This is a genomic window from Methylacidiphilum kamchatkense Kam1 (genome assembly GCF_007475525.1).
Taxonomy (GTDB): Bacteria; Verrucomicrobiota; Verrucomicrobiia; order Methylacidiphilales; family Methylacidiphilaceae; genus Methylacidiphilum; species Methylacidiphilum kamchatkense.
Genome location: NZ_CP037899.1, coordinates 1,198,834 through 1,221,925 on the forward strand (window position 1 = coordinate 1,198,834; position 23,092 = coordinate 1,221,925).

Below are 23,092 nucleotides of genomic sequence, written 5' to 3' on the forward strand. Positions count from 1 at the left end.
AGTCTAGTTTCCATGAATCTTTATTCTCAAGCAGGTGTGGATCTCAAAGCAGCCCAGGCTTTTAAATCAACAATTCCAAAGTTAATAACCTCTACTCAAAGAGCTGAAGTTATTGGGAGTTTTGGTGGTTTTGGGGGTCTTTTTTCTGCAGCTTTTCCAACTTTCCATCATCCAGTCCTTGTGTCAAGTATTGATGGGGTGGGAACAAAATTACTCATTGGCCAAATGGCCAATCGGTATGATGGTCTGGGTGAAGATCTTGTAAACCATTGTGTTAATGATATCGCCACGCTTGGGGCTGAACCGCTCTTTTTTCTTGATTACATAGGATGTGGAAAGCTTGAACCATCAGTATTAATAAAAATATTAGAAGGAATGGAAAGAGCCTGTAGGAATGCAAACTGTGCCTTGTTAGGTGGAGAAACGGCTCAAATGCCTGGGATCTACAAAGAAAAAGATTTTGACTTAGTAGGTGCCATTGTGGGAGTCGTTGAAAAAGAGCATATAATCGATGGAAAAATGATTTGTCCGGGAGATCTAATCATTGGTCTTCCCTCCTCTGGCTTACATACCAATGGGTATTCTTTAGTCAGAAAACTTCTGTTTGCTGAAAAGCATTATAATCTTTGGGATACTCCTCCTGGTTTTTGCCGACCTCTTGTCGATGAACTATTAGAGGTGCATAAATCTTACCTTGAAGAGATTAGGCTCTTAAAAAAGCTTATACCCATTAAAGGTATTGCACATATCACTGGTGGTGGGTTTTTTGAAAATTTACCTAGAATACTTCCAGAGGGAGTGGATGCTATTATTTATGCAAATAGCTGGCCTATCCCTCCCATATTTTCTTTTTTAACAAGTCTTGGGGCTATGACGATCGAAGAACAGTACAGTATTTTTAATATGGGAATTGGGTTATGTCTTATTATTGGCCCTGAATCCAAAGAAGTATGTCTGAGTAATGTTGAAGGTTTTTTAATCGGACAAATAGTTTCAGGAACAAGGAAGGTAGAATTGAAAATATAACTGGTTAGGGGTTAGCTCTAAATAAGCATGTATGCTTATTTTTTTAGCAATTTTTTGAAGCTCAACTAAATAAAATGGTAAAGATTGCAAGAAGGAGATGAGGATTTAAAAATCTAAAAGGTTAGCTGCTAGTTATGCAACAGGGTATTATTTCCTACCTCCTTATCCAGCAGGCTTAGATAGATTTCAACCTTCTCCTACTCCCTTTTCATCTTTTCTTCTTATAAAATCGGTCAAACTCTTCCTTGCTTTCTTGAAGACTATCTGATTGATAACCCCTTCTTACAATCCCAACCAAAGATAGATTAGGTTCTTTTGAAACAATGGATAAGAGAAAACAAAGAAGCTAAGAATTTTTCTAAAGAAGAATAAAAATGGTGGAGGCGGAGGGAGTCGAACCCTCGTCTTCTCGGGAACTTGAAAATTGTCCTACAAGTTTAGTGGTTTTTCAATTAACCGTTGTAGGACCAAGGAACCACGAACCCATTTTCCTACAACGTGAACCTTTTTTAATCGCGTTGAATAACAGGTTCCAATTATTCAACGCTTTCCGGCTGATTGACACGCCCTTTTCCACTCCGCCGGAGAAAGTGGAAAAAGACGCTTGCTACTATGTATTAAGCAGCAAGAGCCAATTCTTCGTTGGCATTTATAAATTAAAGCAGGTTTTTTTACGAGGCCAACCTACTTAAAGCCCTCGACTTGCACAATTTCCAAGTTCGAACCGGAGAATCGATTACCGGTACGCCCCCATATGCAATATATCAAAAGAGAGAAAAAATACAATTAGATTTAATCAAAAATATTTAATATACTATTTAATTTTTTTCTACTATTTTTTCCTCTGCTTTTCAAACTTAATATATGTTTACCATTCTAGGTTAGGTACCCCTTATACTGAAGCTTAAAAACACCAATGATCTCATCAAGGTCGTTAGTTTTATTAAGCATTTTTTCTCGGTACTCTTTGCATTAGGAAATTTAAATGGTTCTTTCGATTGCATAGGAGAAAAGTCTTCCTTCTGATTCTTTTCTAGTTTTAAGTTATAGAGCCACAATGCTGTTTTTTTGCAATTTCATTTTCCATTTTTTGCTTATGGAGATAAGTTAAAAACATGGTTGGTAATCCCAAATGGCCTCCACAGGGAGACGACAATGATAAAAACATCATACGGCAACTTCTTTATCTATTCGCTCTTTTCTTCTTTCTTGCTTTGCTCAGAGTAGTAATGGGGATGATGATTGGTTTACGGTTTTGGATCGGCGGATGAAAAGAGAATATAAAGATGTACTTCTATCCTAAAGGAAAAAACTTTTCCTTTTTCCTTTAGGAATGAATAAAGAAGTTAAGAATAATGACTAACATTCGTCAGAAAATCTCCCTATCCTTACTCTTAAAATCCCCCAAAACAGAATTATCCACAAACTGATCGAGAAATAGCTTTTATAAAATACGTTTTGTCTGTAAAATATGACATCAAACTGAAATTCTATGTCTATTCCTCGTTCCGAAAGCCAAACGAAGAGCTTTGATGAAGATCCACCGAAGGCGTGTTGTTGCAAGAAAAGAGCTGGTACTACAATTGATAAAATTCATGTATGTCCTGAGCGTGTAGATTTTATATTTCCAGAGGTCATATTTCCTTCTGAAAGAGTGTTTAAAATTGCTGGGGAAGAGCTTCTTAGAAAACTAGTTTTAAGGCATCATGAAAATTTGCTAAAAAGCCAAATTTTCTATCTTTTTCCAACCGATAAAGCTGGGATGGAAAAATTGGTGAAACGTTCAGCTGATTTTGTGGTAGAGATGTGTGGAGGACCATCATATTATACTGCCTCTAGGGGAGAGCCAAGGATGCGCTCCCGTCATTTTTCAGTAACCATAGACGAAAAAGCAAGAGAAGTATGGCTTGCTTGCTATAAGTACGCACTCAAAGAAGTTAATTTTCCTTTCTCAGTTCTCGAAGAATTCTGGCAATGGATCGAATCTTTTTCTATTCGCATCATCAATAGAAGAACCACTCTTGAACCTCCCCGTCGCATTCCCTTTGCAGAGATTAAAAATTTCTTTATTTCCTAATTGCTTCTGGAAGGATCTGTCTTTAATTCCATTGATAGATATAGATTAATTTAATTAATCTATATCATTATTCAGTAATATTGACTTCCCAACTATTAATATCCAAAAACTTTTCCCAAGATTCATCAATGGGAAACTTCCCGGCAATAAAGAGTGGACGCCATTTAGGCTTTTTCGGCTTCTTAAGTAATTTCATTCCAGCTTCTTGAGGCGTTCTATTCCCTTTTTTGCTATTGCATCGAATACAGGAACAAACCACATTCTCCCAAGTTGTTTTTCCGCCCCGCTCTCTAGGGATCACATGGTCTAAATTTAGATAAGAGGGGTCAAATTTTCCCCCGCAATACTGACAAAGATACCCATCTCTCTCAAAAACATTATGCCTAGTAAATTTAACTTCCTTCATTGGAACTTTTTCAAAAAGGAGCAGTAAAATAACTTTTGGTACTCTGATTTTAAAAGAAACCGTATGAACTACATCGCTCCCATGGTATGCTTGAGAATGTTCTTTCCATTCAAAAAAATCCAAGGTATAAAAATCATCTTTGTTTTTATGGACCACGTAAGCATGTCCACAATAAAGAAGATTAAAAGCCCTCCGAGCTGTGCACCAATTAACGGCTTGCCACAGCCTGTTAAGAATAAGAACACTAGAATTCAAAATGTCCCTTGAACTTTGTTGCAACAATCCAATGTGTAATTTGTGAATGTATTGGTGTCAAGAATCCTTTTTGTTCATTAAAAGAAGAATTATTCCAAAATGCCCTCCCTATTTTTCTACTTGCCTAAGATTTCCAAAAACAATAAATATTATAATAATTTTGATAAAAAAATATTAATCTTTTTAATGATCCTACAAAGGCTATTCTTGAATCCCATTTTTTTGGAGTGTAAAAAATAATCCAATAATGTAAATGCTTGTTTCATTACCTCTCAATGAAAAAAAACTTAGAAAATTTTCTGGCATGGCTTTTGCACAAAACCTGCCTGCATTGCCGAATAGTTATTCTATTATTTCTTGGTCTGACAGGATTATCCATATGGATTCTTTCTACGCAATTTAAAGTCATCAACGACACCAATGCCTTGATTCGAAAAGATTCGCCCATTCATAAGTATTATTTGGAATATCGGAAGGAATTTGGCGTTGCGGAAGATTATGTCGTAGTGATTCATGGGGATGATCCCGAGGCAAATAAAAAAGCTGCTTTAGAAGTTGGGAAAAAGCTTAGAGAACTTGCTCCCCTAGTGCAAAATGTAAGAGATAGACTCGATCTTTCAAAACTAGAAACCCATCTTTTGCTTTATCTTTCGCTCGATGATCTTAAAAAAATCGATTCCGAAATTGACGGTTACGTCAAAGCCCTTAAAGAACAACCTGAAATAAAACTCGATCTGAACACTATTTTAAACCAGGCAAATGAAAAATTCCAAGAATCTTATCTCCGAAAACACGAAAACTGGAAAGAATTTATTCCTTTTATCGACCGGTTTATTTCTATTTTGAACCAGCTAGCTGACCAGCTTGAGCAAAAGCCAAATTATCAAGTAAAGGTCCAGAAATCTTCGCTCCAGCTTCAGGACAAAGACATGTCTAATCTTAGAGTTGAAGACATTCGATCTATTCTAGAAGATCATGAATTTCTTTCTTTCGAGGATGGCAAACTAGTCCTTGTGACTGCTTCTCCAGGCAAAGGGGCAAGCGATGGGCAAAAAAGAACGGAAACGATAAAAAAAATCCGAGAAATTATTGCTGATATTGGAATGGAGTACCCTTCCCTATCGATCGGGCTGACTGGAGAGCCGGTACTTGAAGATGACCAGTTACAGGAAAGTTCGAAAGATAGCCTAAATTCGGCTCTTCTAGCTTTTAGCCTTGTTAGTTTGCTTTTTTTTATCAGCTATCGTGAAATCCTTCGCCCTGCTATCGGTTTGATTGTTCTGGCAATGGCTTTGTGCTGGTCTCTGGCTTTTCCCATGGTAACCATTGGTCATCTGAACATTATTTCTGAAGCTTTCGTAGCCATGGTAATAGGAATGGGAATCGATTTTAGTATTCAATACATGAGTAGATATGAAGAAGAAATTTCTGGAGGAAAAACTATCCTAGAGGCTCTTAAAACGACTTCCAAACACACAGGAGCCGCAATCTTTACAGGGGATGTACGACAGCTATTGCTTTCTTTACAATGTGTTTTAACGATTTTATTGGTTTACAGGAGTTCGGGATAGTTGCGGGATTTGGTATTCTCTTTTGCCTTTTAAGCAGCCTAACCCTTCTGCCAGCTATGTATTACTGGATCGATTCTAAAATAGGGCTTAACAGAATCCGACAGTCTACGATTAAAACCACCTGGACAACGCCCCAATGGTTTAATACCATTTTGTTTTTCTCTCCAAGAGGCACTTTGACGCTAGCCTCACTGGCTACTATTTTCTTTGCGTTTATGATTCCAAAAGTGGGATTTGACTACAATCTGTTGAATCTACAAAATCAAAATCTCGATTGTGTCCAACGAGAACTAGAGCTACTTAACTCCCCTTCTCGCGGGATGATTTCAGCCTTATCTGTCGCCGATAACGAAGAAGAAGCAAAAAAAAGAGCCAAGGCTTTTGAGGCTTTACCTTCTGTTGCCGAAGTCCGTACGTTGACAACTATTTTTCCCGAGCAACAAGAAGAAAAACTTCAAATTATCAGAGACATTGTCAATAAGCTTAAGGATGTTCCTTTAGACTCCTCGAAAAAAGAAGTCAACGCTGATAGACTGAAAAAGGATATCGACGATCTTCTCCAGAAGTCTGAAGAGGGCTACAAAACAGCACAAAAGTTCGTCTCGATTGCTCCACAGGCAAAAGAAGCGGTGGATATTTTTTCAAAACTCATCCCTGCACTAAGCCGTATTCAAAAGCAAATGAATAAGCTTCCAAGAACTGAATTAAACAAGCGGCTTAGTAGAGCTCAATTTGAAATCTTCGGTACCATGGAAAGTGGGCTGCTCTGGTTAAGATCACAAGACATTTCTAGAGGAGTTACCAAAGAAGACCTTCCGAAAGAGGTTCTGGAACGATTCCTTTCTCCTCACGGGAAAATTCTCATTGAAATTATTCCTAAAGAAAATGTATGGGAAAGGAAAGCTGATGTGCAATTCGTTAACGATATTCGTAAAGTTGATCCAAAAGTTACTGGAACTCCTGTTCAAAATTATGAGTATATAGAACTGTTAAGAAAGAGTTATACGGAAGCTGCTCAATGGGCATTCGTAGCTATCGTTATCCTTATTGTCTTGAGGTTTCAAAATCTCCTCTATTCTATTCTAGCTCTTTTTCCCCTCGTATTAGCTGCTATATGGACCTTGGGATGGATGGGTTTTTTTAACATTCCCTTTAATCCAGCCAACATTATTACCTTGCCTCTGGCTATCGGAGCAGGCGTAGCTTATGGGATCTATACAGTGGATAGGTATAGTGAAGATGGGAATGCCCAACTTTTTTCTACAAGTACAGGCAAAGCCATTCTCGTTTCCGGTCTCACAGCTGTCATCGGGTTTGCTTCTCTACTCATAAGCTCGTATCAAGGACTATACAGTTTAGGCTTGGTTATGACGATAGCTATTAGCTTTTGCTTAATTACAAGCCTGATTATCCTGCCACAGGTGTTTTATTTGATGAGTAACAAGAAAAAAAAAGATAACGAGCTGACGATCGATCTTCCTGCAGAAGAAACCCTTGCGAATAAATAAATTTTTTGAAAATAAAGAATTTTCTAGTAAGGACTAAATGCTTTTTCTGATACCAAAAGAAAGGGTGGCGGGTCAGCTTTTTTATAACTTTTGGGCTGTTTAAGCCTTCTACCTATCCTTTTATCCTCCGTCTGCGTCCTAGCAATCACTATTGGAGTCCCGATGTCAACCAATTGGTATAGCTTTTCAGCTTCTTTCCATTCAAGCCGAATACAGCCATGACTTCTTGGCACAGGCCATACATAGCCTTGATGAATGTAGTAACCAGGTAAAAATTCTACGGCATAGGGCATTGGATAGCCAACGTATTTCCAGCCTTCTCCAGGTCGACCTGAAATATCTGATGGAATATATTTCCCATCTTTAACCCAAAATCCGTAACTGGAAGACCTTTTCCTTTGTTGCTTATCTAGCACTTTGAAATGGCCAGTTGGAGTCGTATCTCCTTTACCTGTGCATACATGAGTGGCAAGAACAATTTTTCCACCTTTCACAATATAAAGCGCTTGATTATTCAAAGAAATTTTGACGACTGTTTGCCCGGGATACCCTTTTTGAACATTTTCTTCCTTGCCAAAAAGATCCAAAAAGTCGTTTAAAGAAATGGCTTTCATAGGACCAGAGCAAAAAGGAAAGAATAGTGAAAAAAAGAGAATCAAAAATCGCATCATATCGAAAAACAAAGGAAGAGCGATAGATATCGTATCCTACTGGATACATTCCAATATCAAGAACCTTTTGGCAAAAGAAAAACAAACCTTCTATTCAAGAAACCAATCTAAAAATATAGGGATAATTATAAGTTTTCCCTTTGGATACAGCGATTGAGGCTGAAATCATCGTCCAAATTACAAAGATCCCTAAAAAAAATATAAGAAGATAACCGATCAACACAGAAAAGAGGAACAGACAAATCAAAAAATAAACAGTAAAGCTGATCTGTGCATTCAAGGCTTCTCTAGCCTGCATTTTAACGAAGGGATCTTTGGCGAGCAAAAAAATGGTAAGTGGCACTAAGATTTGTCCAATCGCAAAAAAATACCCAATCAAAGGAGCTAAGTGCGCCAAAAGGGCAAGGTTTTTGCTTTCTGATGAAATCATCTCTGTAAACAATTGGGACGATTTGAGCTGTTTTTCAAATGTTTTTTCTGAGATAGCAGCCTGTTTGTAAACAGCTATGATCTGTCTATAAGTTCGATGCCGCTTAATAAAAAGAATACAACTGACTCAAATGGCCCCTTTGGGATAGGCTTCCATTCCTTTCTATTAGGAGTATCCACAACCCAGTCAGCAGCTTTCTCCACTCTTCTTCAATAGCTTCATGAGAATGATTCAATGTGTAGTAGGACTACAAGCCGTTTTCACCCTATCCTTATTAAGGGAACTGGAAGAAGCATTTATTAGAGAAGGCATAATACGTTGCATCGCTTGTTTCCAAACGAAACGCAAAGGTTTCTTTGCCCATTCTTCTGCGTAATCGACACCAATTCTAGGAGTTCTCTCAATTTCTGAATCTGGAACTTCAAGTCCAGATTCTTCCACCCAGATGCGATCTCCAATCAAAGAAATCCCATTATCAGCTAGAGTAATTCCCATAGCTTTGGTGACTTTTCCAGGGCCATCTGCCCAGTGATGTTCAGGATTACCTTTCCTTCTTTGTTTAACCAACTCCTTTCCTTCTGTAATAATCACCCCACGAATCAAAACAGCCATGGGAACTCCTTCTGGACCCAAAACAAAATTCAAAAGATGGTGCATGCCGTAGCAAAAATAGACATAAGTAATGCCTCCTTGCTGAAAGATTATTTTATTTCTTGGCGTCAGCCGTTTCCCATAGCCATGACAGGCTTTATCCTCAGCTCCGCCATACGCTTCCGTCTCAACAATGATTCCAGCAATATTCCCTTTCGAATCTTTAACCGCCAATTTTTTCCCTAGGAAAAAAAGAGCCCCTTGTACTGGATCATCAATCAGATATGCAGCTAAGCCAATTTTCTTTCCCATTATGGCTTTTATTTAAATCGAGAGTACAAAGAAATCCATTGCGAAGAAAAAACGCAAAGAAATTTCAACCTAGCTACTACTTTTTAGTTTTTCAACGGCTAGTCTTACAAGGGGAGCCAGGTCCCCTCCCTCAGTTTTCTCAACATAGCCAATAATCCTTTGTCGCATGGAAGGAGACCAAAATTTCCGAAGATGATTAGCAATCCCCTCTACGGCTTCTTCAGTAGTAGGATAATTTTTAAAAAAATCGCCTATCTGGTTAGCCATAAAAATGAGATCCTCATACCCCTCTTTCATAACTATGTTCATTGAAACGAAGATGTTATATAAAATTTACAATAGGTGTAATGCCCTCCTTCTTAACAGGCAACGGTTTTTTCTTTTGCTTCTTTAGCAAGAGCGCTCACTTGCACAGCAGTTACCTTATATTCCGGACAGTTTGTTGCCCAATCTGAAATTTCAGTAGTGACAATATTCGCACGACTTTCAGGAAAATGGAAAGTTGCATATACAGTTCCTGGTTGCACTCTTTCGGTTATTTTACACCTGAAAATTCCACTGCCCTTTCTACTGGTCACTTCTACCAACTCCCCATCTTTGATTCCCCTTTCTTGAGCATCTGATGGATGAATTTCTAAGATATCTTCTTTAAACCAGATGACATTTTGCGTCCGCCGTGTCTGCGTACCCACATTGTAATGATGCAAAATCCTGCCCGTTGTGAGGATAAGGGGGAAACGCCTGGATGGCTTTTCTGGCGTTGGGACATACCCAGTAATATGGAATTGTCCTAAGCCTCTGAAGAATTTCTCCTTGTGCATAACTGGAGTTCCTTCAGTCGCCTGTTCATTACAGGGCCATTGAATGCTTCCTAATTTGTCAAGTTTCTCATAGCTAACCCCTCGGAAGGTTGGAGTAAGTCTAGCAATTTCATCCATGATTTCTGAGGGATGATTATAATGCATGGGATAACCCATTGCTTGAGCGATTTCCTGAATCACTTCCCATTCTTGTTTTCTGCAGAGCGGAGGCATCACTTGTCTGACCCTTTGAATCCTTCTTTCCGCATTGGTGAAAGTCCCGTCTTTTTCTAAAAAGGAACAACCAGGCAAAAACACATGGCAATACTTCGACATTTCATTGAGGAAAATGTCATGAAGGACCACCAGCTCCATTGATTTTAGGGCTTGAATGACGTGATTGCTATCAGGATCCGATTGAGTAAGATCTTCCCCATGCACATAGATGCCCTTAAAATTACCATACACAGCTTCCGTCAGCATATTAGTAATTCTTAATCCCGGTTCTGGATCCAAGGGGACGTTCCATGCTTCTTCGAAAAGCATCCTCGTTTCAAAATCCGATACATGCCTATAGCCTGAAAATTCATGAGGGAAAGAACCCATGTCACAGGAGCCTTGCACGTTGTTTTGACCTCGCAGAGGATTAACTCCTGCTCCCTCTTTGCCCACATTTCCAGTAAGCATAGCCAGATTCGCTATGGCAAGGACAGCAGTTGTCCCTTGAGAATGTTCAGTTACGCCAAGCCCATAATAGATAGCCGCATTCCCCCCGGTAGCATACAGTCTTGCTGCAGCTCGGATGGTTTCGGCAGGGACTCCTGTTATTTCCTGAACCGCTTCTGGGGCATTCTCAGGCTTTCGAATAAATTGCATCCATTTTTCAAAGGAGACCTTGTCACATTTCTCTTCAATAAATTTCCTATCTTCGAGCCCTTCATCAAGGATCGTATAGGCGATAGCGTTCAACAAAGCGACATTAGTCCCCGGCTTTAATTGAAGATGATAATCGGCTCGAATGTGGGGTGTTTTGACTAGGTCGATTTTTCTTGGATCAGCTACAATTAGACGTGCACCTTGGCGAAGCCGACGTTTCATTTGGGAACCAAAAACAGGATGCCCATCGGTAGGATTGGCACCGATGACAAAAATGACATCAGAAAACTGAATAGAATCAAAGGGATTCGTACCTGCTGAGGTTCCAAAGGCTGCCTTCAATCCATAACCTGTAGGAGAATGGCAGACCCGAGCACAAGTATCAATGTTGTTATTGTGAAAGACTGCTCGAACTAGCTTTTGTACAAGATAGTCCTCTTCATTGGTGCATCGAGAAGAACTCACAGCCCCAATCGAATTTCTACCATATTTATCAGCTATTCTTTTAAATTCCGAAGCGACATAAGCAATAGCTTCTTCCCAGCTCACTTCTTTCCAGGGATCTTCGATTTTTTTACGGAGCAGAGGCTTTAATGGCCTTTCAGGACTCAGCGCATAAGTCCAGGCAAACCTGCCTTTAACACAAGAATGTCCATGATTCGCATGACCATTTTTATAGGGCACCATTCGAATGACTTCATTGCCTTGGGTTTGAGCTTCGAAAGAACAACCCACTCCACAATAGGCACAGGTTGTAATCGTTGATTTTACGGGTAGGCCCTTTTCTATGACCGTATCTTCGATCAATGCGGCTGTTGGACAGGCCATAACGCAGGCTCCGCAAGAAACACATTCTGAACTCAGAAACTCATGGGTAGGACCAGGAGTGATAACAGAATCAAAACCTCTATGCCGGGCAGTGAGAGCCAGAGTTCCTTGAATTTCATCGCAAGCACGGACGCATCGAAAACAGACAATGCACTTGGAGGGATCAAACGTAAAATAAGGATTTGTTTTATCTTTAGGACTTGCTAGATGATTTTTTCCTGAAAAGCCATAACGGACCTCTCTTAATCCAACAGCACCTGCCATGTCCTGGAGCTCACAGTCTCCATCCACAGGGCACATTAAGCAATCCAAGGGATGATCCGAAATATACAATTCCATAACGTTGCGACGGAGCTTGGCAAGCTTTTCAGAATATGTTTTAACTTTCATGCCCTGTTCTACAAGGGTCGTACAGGAGGCTGGATACCCTCTTTTGCCTTCTATCTCCACAAGACAAAGCCTACAAGATCCAAAAGGCTCAAGGCTTTCTGTAGCACAAAGCTTGGGAATCATAATTCCATGTAATGCTGCAGCCCTTAAAAGGGAAGTTCCCTCAGGAACGCTGACCTCTATCCCATCAATGGTTAGAGTTACAGTTTTTGGTTGAATCTCGGATTCGGCAACAAACCGAGCCGTCTTATTTTGAAGAGCACCATTTTTATGGCCGTTTCTATATTTAATCCACTCGATAGGGCTTCCAGGCGTTCCAAGATCTATGCGTTTGTCTGTTAACATGGCTTCGTCCTCCTTTTTCTGTTTTTCTAGCGGTGTAATTTTTTTTCTGTCCTCTTTTTTCTCTTGCTTTAAAAAGCGCCCGCAAAGGCACAAATTTCTTCTTTACAATAGCCAAAATCCTCTGGGAAATGTCTCAACGCACTCAAAACAGGGAAGGGAGTCATTCCTCCCAAGCCGCATAACGAAGCATGAAGCATCGTATCACACAGATCGAAAAGCAGCTCTAGCTCTTTTCGAGACCCTTTTCCCATTAAAATTTTTTCCATTAACTCCATGCCCCTGGTCGAACCAATCCTGCAAGGCGTACATTTTCCACAAGATTCCTCCGCACAAAATTCCATGGCATAATGAGCCATATGCGCCAAATTTGTTTGATCATCAAAGGCAATGATTCCCCCATGGCCTACAATCCCTTTGATTTTGCTTAATTCCTCGTAATCTAGCGGAATATCCAAAAGATGTTCGGGAAGATAAGGACCTAAAGGACCTCCAATTTGAATGGCTTTGAGTGGCCTCCCGCTACGGGTGCCTCCTCCAAAGCCATAAACCAGATCCCGAAGAGATATGCCAAAGGGGATTTCTACAAGTCCTGGATACTTAAGATTTCCAGAGAGTTGAACTGGCAAAGTACCTTTGGATCGGTTAACTCCATAGGCTGCGTAGGCCTCTCCTCCATGAGACAAAATCCACGGAACAGAGGCGAGCGTGATCACATTATTGATGACGGTGGGTTTTCCCCACAATCCTTTAACAGCAGGCAAAGGCGGTCTGGGCCTTACCATTCCTCTTTTGCCTTCAAGGCTCTCAAGAAGAGCTGTTTCCTCTCCACAGACATAAGCTCCTGCTCCAAGAAAAACCTCTAAATCAAAAGAAAAGGAGGAACCAAAGAGTGGGCTGCCCAATATTCCTTGCGATCTGCAAACCGCAATAGCTTTGTTGAGTATTTCGTGGGCAAGCGGATACTCAGACCGAAGATAGATATATCCTTTATCAGCTCCTACAGCAAATCCAGCAATCGCCATTCCTTCAATGAGTAAGAAGGGATCGCCTTCCATAACCATTCTATCAGAAAAGGTTCCTGAATCCCCTTCATCAGCATTGCAAACGATGTATTTCTGGGAAGCGATAGCCCCTTTTGTCGTTTTCCATTTGATGCCAGTTGGGAAGGCTGCCCCACCTCGACCTCTTAACCCAGATTTTGTAATTTGATCAATGACTTTATCTGGACCCAATTCAATCGCTTTTTTTAGTCCCTGAAATCCCCCCAAGCCATGTAAGAATCTAATGACAAAGGGTCGTTCTTTCCGATTCGTTCAAAAATCAACCGTGTCTGTTTTTTCAAATAGGGATGCTCTTGAAGATTTCCCAAACAAAGAGGATGGTCTGAACCCTCTAAAAAACCTGAATCAAATAAGGAACCAATCGCCTCTTCAGTCACTGGCCCATAGGCGATCCTTTTGCCTCCTTCTAGTTCGACTTCTATAACCGGCTCCAACCAATAAAGTCCATAAGAACCCGTACGGACTATCCGAATGGGGATATTCCTTAAGAAAGCTTCTTTTTCAACTGCAAAAGCCACCTCGTCCGCGCCTACGGCGATGGCTGAATAATCTTTGGCTATATAAAGGGTGTGCATAACTAGCGTAAGGAGTGGATTAGGTTTTCAATTTTTCGAGCATCAACTCTTCCGTAGAGCTTTCCATTGAGGGCCACCGAAGGACCATTAGCGCAATTGCCAAAACAAAAAGTTGGCAGTAATGTCACTTTGCCATCAGCGGTCGTCCCACCAAAATCAATTTTCAACGTTTCTTTTGCTTTTTCTATCACCTTATGACAGCCATTAGCTTGACAGGCTTCAGCTCGACAAATCTTTAAGATGTTATTTCCCGGAGGCTTAGTTCGAAAGTCAGCATAAAAAGTAAGAACACCATACACTTCCGCTTGAGAAAGATTAAAAGAAGAAGCAATCTGAGGTAGAAATTCTTTGGGAATATATCCAATTTCTTCTTGTACTTTATGATAGAAGGGAATAAGCCCATTGGGTTTCGTAGAATAGAAAGCTAAGCTGTCCAGAAGTTTTTGATCCATTGTTCTCATCGATCCGTTCTCTAATTAAATTTCTTTCTTTGTTTCCTAAATTTGATTATCATAATTTTTTTTAATAACTATTCCGTCTAGTTGTTTCCTGTAACATAACATCATAAATGCATTTACTAATGTAATTATCCGATTTTCCCCTATCAATCAATATTCAAAAATAAAAATTATTAAAATAATTTTTTTACAATATTCATTAAAATATTTTATGGGCTATCCAGACTTCCATAACTTAAGGGATAAGTGATTATTCCCCAAGGCATTTTTATTCCTTCAATCTTGGCTAGTTCTTTGTAATTGTTCGCATCGAAAACATGGATGGCATCAGAGCGGCCACTGGCAACTAAGATTTTTCTTCCATCCGGACTAAAAGTAAAATGCCAGCTTCGCATACCTACAGGCGCTTCCGCTAAAAGCTTCAGATTTTGGGAATCGAACACTTGTAGTTTTCTATCCCGGAAAGCAAGTACCAAAACCCTTTTTCCTGATGGATCGAAGGCTACTCCATAAGGACCAGAAGCGGTGGTCGTCGCTTTAAGAAGAGAAAAATTATGGTCGAATAAAGCTAAGGTATTGCTGTTTTCAAAAGTCACCGCATAGATTTCCTCTTGAGGTGCCCTCTTTAAACCTCGAGGTCTTGTACCAATTTTCTGAAGATCTATCCGGCGGATTTCCCGTCGCGTTTCAATATCATAAAGGCCAATGGAATTTTCTCCCTCATTTGCAACCAATAGTTTCGATCCATCTTTAGAAAACTCTATGGCTTCGGTTTCTTTTCCTCCGGAAAACTCATTGTCTATCTTTTCCTTTTGGATATCAATCTGGGCAATTTTTGCTCCTATAGGACTTGACTCCGAAAGCTCTGGCTCATAAGAAACAAAGAGAAATTTCCTTTCTGGATCCAATCGCAAAAATTCAGGATTTTGTCCCAGCCGTATCGTATTTTTTATTTGTCCATTGCTCGCATCTAGAATTAGCAAGGACTGAGTCGATTTGTCAGCGACAAACAGAGTTTTTCCTTCTTTATCAATACCAATCCCTCTGAGCATGCTGCCGGGAAGGGAAATTGTTTTGAGTTTTTCGTTTTTTTCAATATCAATAATGGCTATGCCTCCTTCACAACTGACATAGGCTAAAGGATGAACGCCAGCTCTTACGGAGGAAAAACAAATCAACATAGAAAGAAAAGGAATGAAAAAGAAGACCCACAAACGGATCGAAAGAGTAGAGAATGATAAGATCTTAAATTTCAAGAGAAAGAAATTAAAAAAACCGTTTTGTTGAATAATCATTGAAAAAAAAGACAAAATAATTTATTTAGATTGCTGTTCTTCTGAGTTACATTAAAATAATCAATGTAGAAAAATTTAAAAAATTGAAATTGCATTTCAATAAAAATTGCAATTGAATGAGAAAAAAATAATTTATTAATTTTATTTAAAATAGGAGGACTCATGAATTGGGAAAAACCTGCATTCGAAGAAATGAATCTCTGCATGGAAGTGACAGCCTACGCGTTTGTTGCTGAGAACTAATCTTCGATGAGTTAAAAAGCTTCCACAAAGGGCAAAGACAATCCTGTCTTTGCCCTTTGTGCTCCAATATGGAAGTCATAGTTTTAGGTTCGGGAGCAGGAGGAGGTATTCCACAATGGAATTGTCTTTGTCCAAACTGTGTTCGCGCCCGGATTGAAATCAAGGAAAAGAAAGAGGTTTTTTCCTTTAGAAGAACCCAATCCTCTATAGCTGTTCGGATGGAGGGGGAAAAGTGGATTCTTTTAAACGCATCGATTGATTTGCCTACTCAATTAGCTCTTCATCCAGAACTGGCGCCTCCCGGCCTTGAAATTCGTTCTTCTCCATTTGCTGCTATTATTCTAACTGATGGACAGATTGATCATGCCTCTGGCCTTCTTTCCTTACGTGAAGGCAAAGAAATAGAGGTTGTTTGTTCTGAGAGCACTTGGGATCTAATTTCTGAGCACTATCCAATTGTTCGAATCTTGTCTTCCTATGTTCGATTGAAACGAAGCTCTTTTCCAATAAAAATAGGCTCGTTGCTTTTTGATGCTTTTGAGTTACCGGGAGGTCCCCCACCGTATGCAAAAAGAGAGCCGCAACCCGGTGATGTGATTGCGGTAAGTATCGAGGATGAATCTGGGTTAAAAGTCGTTTATTGTCCTGCTTTACCAGCAATAAGCACCAGTTTGGAAGAATTTATTCAGGAAGCCGAATGCCTGTTTGTCGATGGGACTTTTTGGTCAGAAAACGAACTTTTACTTTGGAACATTAAAGATAAAAAAGCTTCAGAAATGGGGCATATTCCTGTGGGGGGGAAAACGGATCGCTAAGCTGGCTAAGCACTCTACAAATTCCTAAAAAAATCTACATTCATATCAACAATACCAATCCCATGCTTGATCCTGATTCGGCACAGGCAAAAGCTGTGCGTTCTTTAGGGATAGAAATTGCTTACGATGGGATGAAACTTTTGCTATGATGTTCTTCCGATGACTTCCTTTGATGCTTTACCTATTTATCCTTCCTTTGTACCGAAAGAAGAATTTGTTTCAAAACTTCCCCTGCCTCCTGCCCAATTTGAAGAGGTCCTCAGATCAATAGGAAATACTAGCTATCATGACAAACACCCTTTTCACCAGCTGATGAACGAAGGCAAACTCACCAAAGAGGCCTTACAGGGATGGGTAGCCAATCGGTTCTACTACCAGGAACAGATCCCCATCAAAGATGCCGCGATCTTGTCGAACTGTCCAGAGAGGGAATTGCGGCGGATCTGGATATCCAGGATCCATGATCATGATGGGTTCGGAGAAGATCCTGGCGGTATTGAACGATGGCTTAATCTAGGAAAGGCTGTCGGGCTTAGTCGGGAAGACCTTTTGTCTCATCGGTTTCTGCTTCCTGCAGTTCGGTATGCTGTGGATGCTTATGTCCATTTCTGTAGAGAACAACATTGGTTAATCGCCATGGCTTCTTCTCTGACAGAGCTTTTTGCCCCTACCATACATAGGATACGGATTTCAGCTTTCCCAAAATATTATCCGTGGATCGATCCTGAAGGATTAAAATATTTCGAAAAAAGAGTTGAACAAGCACCCAAAGACGTCCGATTTACCCTTGATCTTGTGCTTAAAAGATGTACTACCCAATCACTGCAGCTTGCCGCCATTGAAGCCTTACAATTCAAATGTGATCTACTTTGGTCGATGCTCGATGCACTCTATATGCATTACCAGTTGGGGATTTGTTCGCCCAAGCCTCCCTATGCACTCTGATAAAATCCCAACTCTTTCCTCGAAAGCAAGACTCAAATTTGATCAGGCAAGACAAAAGCCAGTTCTTTTGTATCCAGAAGGACTCCTTTTCCTAAACCAAACCGCTTATAAAATCTTGCTTTTGTGTGATGGAAAGAGAAAAGTTGACGAGATTGTTACCGAACTATCTAAAGAATATTCTATCGACAGAGTTGCGGTGGAAAAAGATGTATGGGATTTTATATTAACCCTATGTGAAAAGGGTTTTATTCAACTCAATTAAAAGCTTTGTATGTCCAACTCAAAGTTGTTACCCTTATCCTTACTCTGTGAGCTGACCTTTCACTGTCCTTTACAGTGTCCATATTGCAGTAATACCCTAGGATATTCGAAATGGTTGAAGGACGAACTGTCTACCGAAGAGTGGATGAGAGTTCTTCAGGAGGCTCAAAGACTTGGAATTTTGCAAGTTTATTTTTCTGGGGGCGAGCCATTGGTGCGAAAAGACCTGCCTATTTTGATTCGTACCGCTCATGACCTAGGGTTTTATTCGAATATGAGTACAGGGGGAACCTTGATCACCAGGAAACTTTTAAAAGAGATAAAAGAAGCGGGATTGGACAGCATTCAGCTGAGCATTCAGGATTGCAGGCCCGAAAGTGCTGATCTTTTTTCAGGAGTAAAAAAGAGCTTTGAAAAAAAAATAGAAGCCGTCCAGCTCATTAATGAATTTTCTATTCCCTTAGGGATTAACGTCGTTATTCATCGACATAATATCGAAAGAATCTCTGAAATTATAGATTTCGCTGCAGCCTTAGGGGCTCAGAGGCTAGAACTGGCTAATACCCAATACTACGGTTGGGCTCTACATAATAGAAGGGAGTTACTTCCTAGGAGACATCAAGTGGAAAAGGCTGCTAAAGAAGCTTCAAGAGCAAAAGAAAAGTATAAGGGGAAGATGGAAATTCTTTTTGTAATCCCCGATTATTATAGTCCGTTTCCAAAACCTTGTCTTCAAGGATGGGCTAAAGTATACATGACTGTTTCAGCTGACGGAACAGTTTTACCCTGCCAAAGCGCACGTGACATCCGCTCCCTTTCTTTTCCAAACATCCGATCAGACCATTTAGAGAATATCTGGTGGAATTCGGAAGCCTTCAACAAATTCCGAGGGACCGATTTTCTTCCCGAACCATGCAAGAGTTGTCCTCGCAAAGAAATCGATTTTGGTGGTTGCCGCTGTCAAGCCTTCTTGTTCACCGCCGATGCTTCTGCAACTGATCCTACCTGCATTTATTCTCCACACCATCATCTCATTGAAAAGATTGTAGAAGAGATAAACGCACCAGAAAATAATACATCTGAAGAACCAACGTTTGTTTATCGAAACATCAAAAATTCAAAAGCTTTATGCTCCTAATTATGCCTTAGGAAACTTCTCCGCTTAAGAGAAGAATACATAAAAATCATCCCATCGCTGGTCAATCTGTTTATAAGGAATAAAGCGTACGAAAACTAGACAATGCTTTGTTTAATAAAATAAAAAAGCCAAAGGCTTTGTTTCCTTTGGCTTTTTTTAAAAAATCCACTCTATAACAAAACTCTTTATTCAGTCTTTTTCTGTTTCTTTTCTTTTTTACAGGATGGACATTCTCCTGATTTCCCTAAGTAATTATTCCCCTGTTTTCCAACAATAACCATATCCCCTCTTGTTGTCTGAATCATCCGTCCATGGCCTTGAGTGGCAAAAAACGAACCACAAACAACGATAGAAAACAGAACTGTAAGATACTTTTTCATGTGTTTCATAAAAAAACTCCTTTTTATTTATCGTTTGTTCTTATTAAAAAGTCTCCCTAGGATTTTCTTTTTTACTTTGAAGCTACATTATTTTTATGTGCCTCCTTCTCTCTCCTCCCTCCCCCCCTTTTTCAAAAAAAATATGAATTAGAGGAAGACAATCGGCAAGTTCTTTTTAAATCAAAACGAAACTAACATTTTTATAATGATTTACTTTTCATAAGAGCTATAATACAACTACAAAATTATTTCATGGCAACTAAGAGTATTATTACTGCAGCCGATCCAAGATTTCTCAAAGAAGAAGGTTTTGAAGTTTATACTGGTAATGAGGCAATCGTTAAAGGACTTCTTGAAACTGATGGAGGGGTTCATCTTCTAACCGGCTATCCTGGTTCCCCTATCTCCGGAATTTTCGATTCAATTGAATCAATTGCTGGTTTGCTAAAAGAACATGGGATTCAAGCAATCCTTGCCAATAATGAGGCTTTGGCTGCGGCCATGCTTAACGGCTCACAGATGGCAGGGTTAAGAGCTGTTGCAGCCATGAAAAGTGTTGGGTTCCATGTGGCTTCCGATGGATTAGCACTGGGTAATCTCTGCGGCAGTCACCCTGAAGGAGGGGCAATTGTCATCATAGGGGATGATCCATGGAATGATTCAACTCAAGCTCCAGCTGATTCTCGCTTTCTTTGCAAGCATCTTCATATGCCTCTTTTAGAGCCTTCCACAATCCAAGAAATGAAAGATTGGATTAATTTAGGATTTCTTCTCTCCAGGCATTCCAATCTTTTCATAGGCTATTTAGTCACGACCAATCAAGCCGATGGTGGGGGTACGGTTTCTGTGAAGAAAAACCATTTTCCCATTCACAATGCCCTTAATCCTTTTTTGCTGAACAGCTCAGAAATAGACTTAGAGAACCGGGTCATTCTCCCACCAAGGACTTCTAAAAGAGAACAAGATTATCTTTTTCGGTATCGGCTTCTTTGGTCCAAAGCCAAGGAGCTAGGAATAGATAAAAGTGAATTTTTGGATCAGAAAAAAGGTCGCAAAAAAATAGGTTTTGTTAGTTCTGGCCTTGCTTATTGTTATCTCGTACAGGCATTAAGCAGCCTTGGAATGTATGGACAAATCCCTATTTTAAAGCTCGGTTTATCTTATCCTTTAAATCCTGAAGTTGTCATTCCATTTGCCGAAGCCGTCGAAGAACTTTATGTGATAGAAGAAAGAAGGGCTTTTGTTGAAGAATCCCTCGTTTTGCTTTTTAATCAGGAAGGAATTACAAAAAAAGTTTATGGGAAAAAATTTCCTTTTGGACTCCAAGGTATTCCTTCAACAGGGGGGCTTGATCCTTCTATCCTTATTCAAATATTGAGCCCTCTTTTCTCCAAACTGTCGATAAGCAATGAGAGGACAAGTTCTTTCAGAAGTTTTACTTTAGAAAGTAATTCAAGGGTTTCTTTTAATCTCCCATTAAGGACACCCACCTTCTGCCCTGGTTGTCCTCACAGAGATTCAGCGGCCGTGCTTCTAGAAATCCAAAAAGATTTTAAGAATCCTCACTACATGAAATCCCGGTACCAATCCGATCCTATTGAACTTGTATTTCATGGGGATACCGGCTGCTATACGATGCTGATGTTCGAACCTTTTCAAAACCTAATGCATAATTACAGTGGCATGGGTTTGGGTGGAGGTACAGGATTAGGAATCGATCCTTTTATTAAAAACAAACAAGTGGTATTCATGGGTGATTCCACCTTTTTCCATTCTGGGATGATTGCCATTTCCAACTCCGTTAAAAATGGACAAGATATCACCTACATTATTCTGGATAATAGAACCACTGCTATGACTGGGCATCAAACAACCCCAGCTCTGGATAAGGATCTTCTCGGTGACCGAACTGATTCTCAGGACATAGAAAAAATTATTGCTTCGGTGACTGAAAAAACTGGTGTTCCCATCTATAGACTCAATCCTGCGTCCAGAGATAGTTATAAAATGCTTCTAGAGCGCACCCTTCTGAAAGATGGGGTGAAGGTGGTGATTGCCGAAAAGGAATGCGCCATTGTCTCTCACCGCAGGCAAACAAGTAGAGAAAGGAAAGAATTAAGGGAAAAAGGATATATTCCAAAGAAAAGGTATGTTTTTATTAATCCCGAAGTCTGCGAATTCTGCTTGGAATGTACGCTAGCCACAGGTTGTCCAGGATTAACTTTTGTTGAAACTGATTTTGGGAAAAAGATGGCTACCGACTTATCCTGGTGCATAGCTGATGGAGCATGTGCTAGGGTTGGAGCCTGTCCAGCCTTTGAAGAGCTAACTGTTTATCGAAGCTCGCCTCGATCGACTTCTAAAAAAGAAAGCTTAAAATTGGATTTACCACGTAGAGAAAATTTGACGAAGCCATTTCGAATCGTCGTCGCTGGAGTGGGGGGAATGGGGATTGCCAGTGTTACTGCTGTCCTTGTGAGAGCAGGGCATAGGGAAGGATATGGGGTGCAATTTTGCGATCGCAATGGATTAGCTATCCGAAACGGCTCCGTTGTCTCTCAAATTGTTTTCTATCCTAAATCAGAAGGAGACAATCCGCCGATTACCCCAATTGGTAATTATGGGGATGCGGATCTGATTTTGGGGTTGGATCCATTAGAAACAGCCAGGATCATTGATCCAGTAGGCCGCTACCGGGTTGCTTCTCCAGAAAAAACCTCACTGATTCTTAACGAAACGATTACTCAAACAGTCCGCTCGTTGCTTGGAAAGGATCAACTTAGTTTTGAGCAATTCGAAGAAAAAATTCTTTCGATGATCAATCCAAACAAGTATTTAAAGTTTCCTTTCTCCCGCCTTTCTGAGGAATATTTTGACAACAAGCTCTATGCCAATCTTATGGTTGTTGGAGCAGCCTTTCAGGCTGGACTACTCCCTTTTTCTCTAGAAAGCATCGAATGGGCGGTGCAGGAAACCCTCGGCAAAGCAACTCCAATAAACTTCGAAGCTTTTTCCGTTGGCAGAGCCCTAGTTACGGGTAGTCTAGAAACAGCGAAACACAGTGAGCAAGCATCAATTCAAGATTGCCATCAAGAGTGGGATGCATTCATTAATCAACTCCAGAAATCCAAAAAACAAGAGGCTCAAAAACTATGGAAATGGAACTCAGAGATATCTTCCTATCCATTAGATACCTCAACAATTCGAGCTTTTAGCTTAAGACTCAAAAATTTATATCTTTACGAAGACATCAATTATGCCCAGCTCTATTTCGATGCCATACGATCCATTTTAATTAAAGACGAAGCTCAATTCCAATTTGCAGCAACCAAGGCGGCCATCGAAAACCTCTACAAATGCATGGCTATCAAAGATGAGGTCGAAGTGGCAAGGCTTCTGACAGAACCGCAAACCATATCACAAGATCTACAGAAACTCCACATTCATTTTGACAAAGGAGACAAGGTCGTTTACAAGCACTGGACTTGTCCAGAATTTGTTATCGGAAAACTGAGGATTAGGTTTCGACTGAAATCTTCTCAGTGGATGCTTCAGCTTATGAAAAGAGCAAAATTTTTGAGACGACTTCTCCCTGGCTGGCATGCTCATGAAAGAGCCTTTCGGGATTGGTTCCTTTCTCTTTGCAAAGGATTTGATTACTCGACTGCGCAAGAATATCAACTTTGGGTAGATCTTCTCAAATTGCCTGAAGAGATAAAAGGATATAGAGAAATCCGTTATCCAAAAATGGCAGCAGCTCGGGAAAAGGCTTCAAAAATTATTGCAGCTATTAGTAGTAATAGCCAAAAAGAACAGCGCCTGCTGTCCTAGCCTG

The 23,092-nt window shown here is 40.1% G+C and carries 20 protein-coding genes, 1 other RNA gene and 1 pseudogene; 11 read left to right on the forward strand and 11 right to left on the reverse strand.

The features are described 5' to 3' along the window. Positions 1 to 12: 12 nt before the first annotated feature. Positions 13 to 1,026 (forward strand): phosphoribosylformylglycinamidine cyclo-ligase, encoded by a 1,014-nt coding sequence (gene purM, locus kam1_RS05655; RefSeq protein WP_039722085.1) that lies wholly within the window; start codon positions 13 to 15, stop codon positions 1,024 to 1,026. Between the two features lie 375 nt (positions 1,027 to 1,401). Here purM and ssrA read toward each other — a convergent pair. Continuing rightward, positions 1,402 to 1,778, reverse strand: a transfer-messenger RNA (tmRNA) gene (gene ssrA / locus kam1_RS05660). Positions 1,779 to 2,141: 363 nt separating this feature from the next. Here ssrA and kam1_RS10135 point away from each other — a divergent pair. Both kam1_RS10135 and kam1_RS05665 read left to right on the forward strand, forming a co-directional pair. After that, positions 2,142 to 2,297, forward strand: coding sequence for a hypothetical protein (locus kam1_RS10135; RefSeq protein WP_153300116.1), 156 nt, complete (start codon positions 2,142 to 2,144; stop codon positions 2,295 to 2,297). Between the two features lie 221 nt (positions 2,298 to 2,518). Continuing rightward, on the forward strand, positions 2,519 to 3,103 hold the full coding sequence (locus tag kam1_RS05665) for a globin domain-containing protein (protein ID WP_039722087.1): 585 nt from the start codon (positions 2,519 to 2,521) through the stop codon (positions 3,101 to 3,103). A gap of 67 nt (positions 3,104 to 3,170) precedes the next feature. Here the strand turns inward: kam1_RS05665 and kam1_RS05670 are convergent, their stop codons facing one another. Beyond that, positions 3,171 to 3,767 (reverse strand): HNH endonuclease, encoded by a 597-nt coding sequence (locus kam1_RS05670; RefSeq protein WP_039722117.1) that lies wholly within the window; start codon positions 3,765 to 3,767, stop codon positions 3,171 to 3,173. 272 nt (positions 3,768 to 4,039) lie between these two features. Between kam1_RS05670 and kam1_RS10610 the strand changes: the two genes are divergently transcribed. Beyond that, positions 4,040 to 5,335 carry an MMPL family transporter gene (locus kam1_RS10610; RefSeq protein ID WP_276507597.1) on the forward strand — a complete coding sequence of 432 codons (1,296 nt, stop codon included), beginning with the start codon at positions 4,040 to 4,042 and terminating at the stop codon, positions 5,333 to 5,335. Then, on the forward strand, positions 5,293 to 6,843 hold the full coding sequence (locus tag kam1_RS11040) for an MMPL family transporter (RefSeq protein ID WP_276507598.1): 1,551 nt from the start codon (positions 5,293 to 5,295) through the stop codon (positions 6,841 to 6,843). The genes kam1_RS10610 and kam1_RS11040 overlap by 43 nt, the downstream gene beginning before the upstream one ends. A 23-nt stretch (positions 6,844 to 6,866) precedes the next feature. Here kam1_RS11040 and kam1_RS05680 read toward each other — a convergent pair whose 3' ends face one another. The 8 genes and pseudogenes from kam1_RS05680 to kam1_RS05715 all read right to left on the reverse strand — a co-directional run bounded on the left by kam1_RS05680 (position 6,867) and on the right by kam1_RS05715 (position 15,361). Beyond that, a complete protein-coding gene (locus kam1_RS05680) occupies positions 6,867 to 7,457 on the reverse strand; it encodes a L,D-transpeptidase (protein ID WP_235277641.1) in 591 nt (196 codons plus the stop codon). Positions 7,458 to 7,608: 151 nt separating this feature from the next. Next, positions 7,609 to 7,944 (reverse strand): DUF4870 domain-containing protein, encoded by a 336-nt coding sequence (locus kam1_RS05685; RefSeq protein ID WP_039722089.1) that lies wholly within the window; start codon positions 7,942 to 7,944, stop codon positions 7,609 to 7,611. Between the two features lie 231 nt (positions 7,945 to 8,175). Beyond that, positions 8,176 to 8,847, reverse strand: coding sequence for a DNA-3-methyladenine glycosylase (locus tag kam1_RS05690; RefSeq protein ID WP_039722090.1), 672 nt, complete (start codon positions 8,845 to 8,847; stop codon positions 8,176 to 8,178). A 69-nt stretch (positions 8,848 to 8,916) separates the two neighbouring features. Beyond that, positions 8,917 to 9,114, reverse strand: a complete 198-nt coding sequence (locus kam1_RS05695) for a formate dehydrogenase subunit delta (protein WP_244945977.1) — start codon at positions 9,112 to 9,114, stop codon at positions 8,917 to 8,919. A 92-nt stretch (positions 9,115 to 9,206) separates the two neighbouring features. Beyond that, positions 9,207 to 12,086, reverse strand: coding sequence for a formate dehydrogenase subunit alpha (gene fdhF / locus kam1_RS05700; RefSeq protein WP_039722118.1), 2,880 nt, complete (start codon positions 12,084 to 12,086; stop codon positions 9,207 to 9,209). A 68-nt stretch (positions 12,087 to 12,154) separates the two neighbouring features. After that, positions 12,155 to 13,722: pseudogene (locus kam1_RS05705) on the reverse strand (formate dehydrogenase beta subunit). A 2-nt stretch (positions 13,723 to 13,724) separates the two neighbouring features. After that, positions 13,725 to 14,174: an NAD(P)H-dependent oxidoreductase subunit E gene (locus kam1_RS05710; RefSeq protein ID WP_235277656.1), complete on the reverse strand. Its 450-nt coding sequence runs from the start codon at positions 14,172 to 14,174 to the stop codon at positions 13,725 to 13,727. Between the two features lie 215 nt (positions 14,175 to 14,389). Further along, positions 14,390 to 15,361 (reverse strand): beta-propeller fold lactonase family protein, encoded by a 972-nt coding sequence (locus tag kam1_RS05715; RefSeq protein ID WP_039722119.1) that lies wholly within the window; start codon positions 15,359 to 15,361, stop codon positions 14,390 to 14,392. Positions 15,362 to 15,637: 276 nt separating this feature from the next. On the opposite strand from kam1_RS05715, the gene pqqA reads away from it, so the two are divergent. The 5 genes from pqqA (at position 15,638) to pqqE (ending at position 18,877) form a co-directional block, all read left to right on the forward strand. Continuing rightward, positions 15,638 to 15,718, forward strand: a complete 81-nt coding sequence (pqqA, locus tag kam1_RS11250; protein ID WP_079199488.1) for a pyrroloquinoline quinone precursor peptide PqqA — start codon at positions 15,638 to 15,640, stop codon at positions 15,716 to 15,718. A 68-nt stretch (positions 15,719 to 15,786) separates the two neighbouring features. Beyond that, on the forward strand, positions 15,787 to 16,533 hold the full coding sequence (gene pqqB, locus kam1_RS05725) for a pyrroloquinoline quinone biosynthesis protein PqqB (RefSeq protein WP_052250550.1): 747 nt from the start codon (positions 15,787 to 15,789) through the stop codon (positions 16,531 to 16,533). 159 nt (positions 16,534 to 16,692) lie between these two features. Beyond that, the gene (gene pqqC / locus kam1_RS05730) at positions 16,693 to 17,478 is read left to right on the forward strand and encodes a pyrroloquinoline-quinone synthase PqqC (RefSeq protein ID WP_079254292.1); all 786 of its coding nucleotides are present in this window, start codon (positions 16,693 to 16,695) and stop codon (positions 17,476 to 17,478) included. Continuing rightward, positions 17,468 to 17,740, forward strand: a complete 273-nt coding sequence (gene pqqD, locus kam1_RS05735; protein WP_039722094.1) for a pyrroloquinoline quinone biosynthesis peptide chaperone PqqD — start codon at positions 17,468 to 17,470, stop codon at positions 17,738 to 17,740. The genes pqqC and pqqD overlap by 11 nt, the downstream gene beginning before the upstream one ends. A gap of 9 nt (positions 17,741 to 17,749) precedes the next feature. Further along, a complete protein-coding gene (pqqE, locus tag kam1_RS05740; protein WP_143958307.1) occupies positions 17,750 to 18,877 on the forward strand; it encodes a pyrroloquinoline quinone biosynthesis protein PqqE in 1,128 nt (375 codons plus the stop codon). Between the two features lie 185 nt (positions 18,878 to 19,062). Here pqqE and kam1_RS05745 read toward each other — a convergent pair whose 3' ends face one another. Further along, positions 19,063 to 19,266 (reverse strand): hypothetical protein, encoded by a 204-nt coding sequence (locus kam1_RS05745; protein ID WP_039722095.1) that lies wholly within the window; start codon positions 19,264 to 19,266, stop codon positions 19,063 to 19,065. Positions 19,267 to 19,509: 243 nt separating this feature from the next. Here kam1_RS05745 and kam1_RS05750 point away from each other — a divergent pair, with 243 nt between their 5' ends. After that, on the forward strand, positions 19,510 to 23,088 hold the full coding sequence (locus kam1_RS05750; RefSeq protein ID WP_039722096.1) for a DUF6537 domain-containing protein: 3,579 nt from the start codon (positions 19,510 to 19,512) through the stop codon (positions 23,086 to 23,088). Positions 23,089 to 23,092 lie beyond the last annotated feature (4 nt).